This is a genomic window from Candidatus Planktophila sp. (genome assembly GCF_046070465.1).
Taxonomy (GTDB): domain Bacteria; phylum Actinomycetota; class Actinomycetes; order Nanopelagicales; family Nanopelagicaceae; genus Planktophila.
In genome coordinates, this window is sequence record NZ_JBJTMK010000005.1 from 1 (window position 1) to 5,144 (window position 5,144).

The following is a 5,144-nucleotide window of genomic DNA, read 5'->3' on the forward strand; positions in this document are numbered from 1 at the left end:
GTCATGATCAATCGTGCCAGCGCAAAAGAGTTTGAAGCCCTCGATGGAATCGGCCCGGTGCTGGCATCGCGCATCGTGAGTTATCGCAAAGCAAATGGCCCGTTTGCAACAATCGAGGATCTCTTGAAAGTTCCCGGTATTGGTGAGGGCACGTTATCCAAATTCAAGAGCAAGCTCCGCGTTTAACCGATAGCCGTGCACTTGCATTAGGTGCTGCAACCTGGGCGGGCGCACTGGCTCAAAGCTGGATGTATCCAGGTGTACTCGCGCTAGCTGCAATTCTTGCCGTTCCATTCTTATGGAAGTTTCAGAAGAGCAGAGCCCTCGTTCTTATCACCGCAATTCTTCTCGGATCTGCGCTGATGTCGATGCGGCAATACTCCATTGCAGGCAGCGAGCTTCGATCACACTTCGGTGCCACCTTCTCCTTCGAAGCTCGAGTCCGCACGGATCCTGTGGCAACAACGCCAAAAGTTTTGGGGCGTAACTTCGCAGACCGGAAGTTTTCCTTTCTTGCATCCACGCCGTACGGACCGGTGCGAGTGATTACAGCCAAATCTTCAGCTATTGGATTGTTGCCTGGCCAGAGAATTGCAGTGACGGGGCGAGTGATCAAAACCGATGAAAGTCGCGTTGCCGCGTTGGTTATTACAACAGCAAAGATTCGTGCATTGGCGCCACCATCACGGTGGGCAACGACGCTGGCTTCAATTCGCACCGGGTTGCGTAGCGCCAGTGGCGATGGGGATGCAGGTGCACTGATTCCTGGAATGGTGATTGGCGATACTGCAAAACAAACAGCAGATTTCAAAACAGATATGCGCCGTGCCGGCTTGACCCACCTCGTTGCAGTCAGTGGTGCCAACTTTGCAATCGTTTCGGCATTTGTGCTGTGGTGCATGCAATTTCTCTTCCGTCGAATTCCGGCTCGCCTTGCAGCAACTTCACTGGCGCTAATTTGTTTTATCGCACTCGTGAGGCCAACTCCATCAGTCTTACGAGCTGCTGCAATGGCTGCAGTCATGTTGTTTGCAATCTCTACCCGAGTTAAAGGTGACTCTTTGCCGGCTCTCGGCTTTGCGATTGCAGCAGTAGTTGCTATTGATCCATGGCAATCCCGCGATCCAGGTTTCGCGCTATCGGTATTAGCAACTGCCGGGTTATTGGTTTTATCCCCTCATATCACCGCGTATTTTCAGCGCTGGCTTCCGCAGAAAGTTGCTGCAGCATTAGCAATTCCGATTGCGGCGATGGCACTGTGTCTGCCGGTCATTATTTCTCTCTCGGGATATATCTCACCCATGTCGATTGTCGCCAACATCGTCGCTGCGCCATTTGTCGCACCGATTACCGTTGTGGGCTTTGTTGCAGCTCTTATCTCACCGATTTCTCCATGGACAGCACATGCCCTCCTTATCCTGATTCGCCCCTTCGCCATAGTGATTACATCAATTGCGCGGTGGGCAGCGAACTTTTCAGTGCTCAGTATTCGCACAGGGCTTATTGGATTTTTAACGGCGCTTTCTGCCGTTCTATTGATTGCCTTCTTTCGCAAGAGAGCCATTGCTGTCCTGGTAATGCTTTCCATGCTGCTTTTGTGGTGGGGCCGATTTCCAACGGGAGATTGGGATCTCTTTATCTGTGATGTTGGCCAAGGCGATGGATATGTCATCAACCTGCATGATCATCGGGCAATAGTGATTGATGTTGGTCCTGACCCAGCGCTCATCGATCAATGTTTGCGCCGATTGCAGGTGAAAACTATCTCTCTCTTAATTCTCACTCATCCCCACGCCGATCACATCGCAGGTATTTCTGGCGCGCGAAAAGGTAGACGCGTGGAAGCGCAATGGTTTGGCAATATCGCAGCGGGTTCGAGGGCAACTATCGGCGAATATTCAATCAAAGTTCTCTGGCCGCTGCGGGTGGGTGCAATCGATGCAAATCCTAATAACGTGAGCATTGCGGCAGTCATCAAGAGTCGCGACCTGACCCTCTTTGCAGCAGGAGATATCGAGCCAGCGGTGCAAGAAAAATTGCGCGGCCAGATTGGCAGGGTCGACATATACAAGGTCGCCCACCATGGATCGAGATTTCAAGATTTCACTCTGATGCGCGAATTAGCTCCCACGCTGGCTCTGATCAGCGTTGGCGCGGGCAATTCATACGGACATCCCGCGCAATCGACCATCGATGCACTGACCCGACTACACGCTAAAGTTCTGCGTACAGACCGAGATGGCGCAATCGCAGTGGAAGCACGCAACCACGAGTTGACCATTTCGACCGAGAATTCGAAGCCGCACTTTATTTCGTGGAATTAACTCAGTAGAAAGGTGGAAGTCGCAATGAACGCTCTCTACCTCTTACTTGGTGCTGAAGGTGCACTCGCTGATCGCGCTATGGCAAAACTGACAGCGCAGCTGCGGGAAGAAAAAGCAGAAGTCACAACCCTTACTGCAGGCGATGTCATCCCTGGAGCTATTGCCGATGCACTCGCCCCATCACTTTTCTCTGAACGTCGCGCACTTGTTGTAAAAGACCTTCAAGATCTCGATGATGAATGTAAAGCTGAGATCACTCGCTACCTTGATGCCATTGATCCGACCACAACCGTTATCTTTATTCACAAGGGCGGCGTAAAAGGCAAAGCACTTCTCGACGCCATTAAAAAAGCGAAGCCTGAGATCATTGCCTGCGATGCGTTGAAGAAAGAAGCTGAGAAAGAGCAGTTTGTCAAAGAGCTCTTCTTAGATGCAGGACGTAAGGCAACACCAGGTGCGGTCAAAGCCCTCGTCGGCGCGCTCGGTTCAGATTTACGCGAACTTCAGCAAGCGGTCTCACAAGTTTCCTTAGATGCACCCAAGGGCGTTATCGATGAAGAAATCATCGACACCTTCCATAAGGGGCGCGTAGAGACCACAGGTTTTGATGTTGCTGATGCAACGCTCGATGGAGATCTTCCAACAGCTCTGGTCACATTGCGCAGCGCACTGGAAACTGGGACCGATCCGGTCATGGTGACATCGGCGATCGCCTCGTCCCTTCGTAATCTGGCAAAGGTCTCTGGCACCAACCGCGGAGCAAAATCCTTCGAGCTCGCCGGTGAATTAGGTATGGCTCCATGGCAGATCGATAAAGCCCGACGCCAATTAGCAGGGTGGACGCCTCGTGGCATCGCATCCGCCGTTGAGGCGGTAGCCAAGGCCGATGCTGATGTAAAGGGCGCCAGCTCCGATCCGATTTTCGCGCTGGAAAAAGCCCTGGCCACCATCGCGGGAGCTCGCGCAGCCCGATAGGGCACCCCAGCTCGATTTTGGCCCGGTAGCCTCACGCTGATAACCTTTCCGCCTGCTCAATCCGCCGGATTGGCGAAATTGACCAAGAATTAACTCACAGCACAGGAGCTCTACACGTGGCAAATATCAAGTCGCAGATCAAGCGTATTAAGACAAACGAGAAGGCGCGCCTTCGCAACAAGTCTGTCACTTCAGCTTTCAAGACAGCTGTTCGCAAGTTCCGCGATGCAGTCACAAAGGGTGACGCTGCTGCAATCACAACAGAACTCCGCGCTGCATCAAAGGCGCTCGATGTTGCAGTCTCAAAGGGCGTTATTCACAAGAACTCAGCTGCTAACAAGAAGTCTTCCATGGCTAAAGCAGCTGCAAAGGCAGGCGCTCGCTAATAACGCGACGCCTCCTCTTACTTTTAACTCTCACCAACAAGGCGGTCCATTAAGTGCCAGCAATTAGCATTGCCAAGGCGCCGCAACCGGCTGCAACCAATCCGGCGCAGATTCGTAACTTCTGCATCATCGCCCATATCGATCACGGCAAATCAACACTCGCCGATCGCATGCTGCAAATCACCGAGGTCGTTGAAGCGCGTTTGATGCGCGCTCAATATCTCGATCGCATGGATATCGAACGCGAACGCGGAATCACCATTAAGTCTCAGGCTGTACGTCTTCCTTGGCAATCAGGACGCGATGGCAAGGAATACATCCTCAACATGATCGACACGCCAGGTCACGTTGACTTTACCTATGAAGTTTCGCGCTCGCTCGCAGCATGTGAAGGCGCAATCCTTCTCGTCGACTGCGCACAGGGTATTGAAGCGCAGACACTTGCAAATCTTTATCTTGCGATGGAGAACAATCTCACCATCATTCCTGTACTCAATAAAATCGATCTTCCCAATGCTCAGCCAGAGAAGTTTGCGGCAGAGCTTGCAGGTTTGATTGGGTGCAAAGTAGAAGATGTTCTTCGTGTTTCAGGCAAGACCGGTGATGGTGTTGCAGAACTCCTCGATGAAATCATTGATCAAATTCCTGCACCGGTTGGAGACCCTGAGGCTCCAGCACGCGCACTCATCTTTGACTCTGTCTACGATGCATATCGCGGTGTTGTTACGTACGTTCGCGTTGTCGATGGACACCTCAAGCCACGCGAACAAATTCAGATGTTCTCCACTGGCGTAAAGCACGAAGCACTTGAAATCGGCGTTATCTCCCCAGAGCCACTGCCATCCAAGGGCCTTGGCGTTGGTGAAGTGGGTTATTTGATTACCGGCGTAAAAGATGTTCGCCAATCACGTGTGGGTGACACGATCACTAACTTTGCTCGACCAACTAAGGAAGCGCTCGGCGGATATAAAGATCCCAAGCCAATGGTCTTCTCTGGTTTGTTCCCACTCGATGGTGCAGATTTCCCTGTTCTTCGCGACGCGCTTGAGAAGTTGCAGCTCAATGATGCAGCCCTTGTCTACGAGCCGGAAAGTTCTGCCGCTCTTGGCTTTGGCTTCCGTTGCGGCTTCCTCGGTCTGCTTCATATGGAGATTGTGCGCGAGCGTCTCGAGCGCGAAGCAAAGCTCAACTTAATTTCCACCGCTCCAAACGTGGTCTATCGCGTCACGATGGAAGATGGCAAGGAAATCATCGTTACCAACCCATCAGAATTTCCTGACGGTAAGGTCAATAATGTTAAAGAGCCAATTGTTAAGTCAACAATTCTTGCTCCATCTGAATACATCGGCACCATCATGGAGCTCTGCCAAGAGCGCCGCGGAGTGATGCTCGGTATGGATTACATCTCTGAAGACCGTGTTGAAATTCGCTACACACTTCCTCTTGCTGAAATCGTCTT

Annotated in this window: 5 protein-coding genes; all 5 read left to right on the top strand. The window is 51.9% G+C overall.

The window, feature by feature from the left end:
• Positions 1-186 (top strand): ComEA family DNA-binding protein (locus tag ACKOVI_RS00140; RefSeq protein WP_509601608.1); only part of this gene is annotated, 186 nt, incomplete at its 5' end.
• 62 nt (positions 187-248) lie between these two features.
• Complete coding sequence (locus tag ACKOVI_RS00145; protein WP_509601610.1) at positions 249-2,324, top strand: ComEC/Rec2 family competence protein; 2,076 nt, start codon at positions 249-251, stop codon at positions 2,322-2,324.
• A 24-nt stretch (positions 2,325-2,348) separates the two neighbouring features.
• Entirely contained in the window at positions 2,349-3,299 is a 951-nt protein-coding gene (gene holA / locus ACKOVI_RS00150; protein WP_509601612.1) for a DNA polymerase III subunit delta, read from the top strand.
• Positions 3,300-3,415: 116 nt separating this feature from the next.
• On the top strand, positions 3,416-3,685 hold the full coding sequence (gene rpsT / locus ACKOVI_RS00155) for a 30S ribosomal protein S20 (protein WP_509601614.1): 270 nt from the start codon (positions 3,416-3,418) through the stop codon (positions 3,683-3,685).
• Between the two features lie 53 nt (positions 3,686-3,738).
• Positions 3,739-5,144 (top strand): translation elongation factor 4 (gene lepA / locus ACKOVI_RS00160; protein ID WP_509601616.1); only part of this gene is annotated, 1,406 nt, incomplete at its 3' end.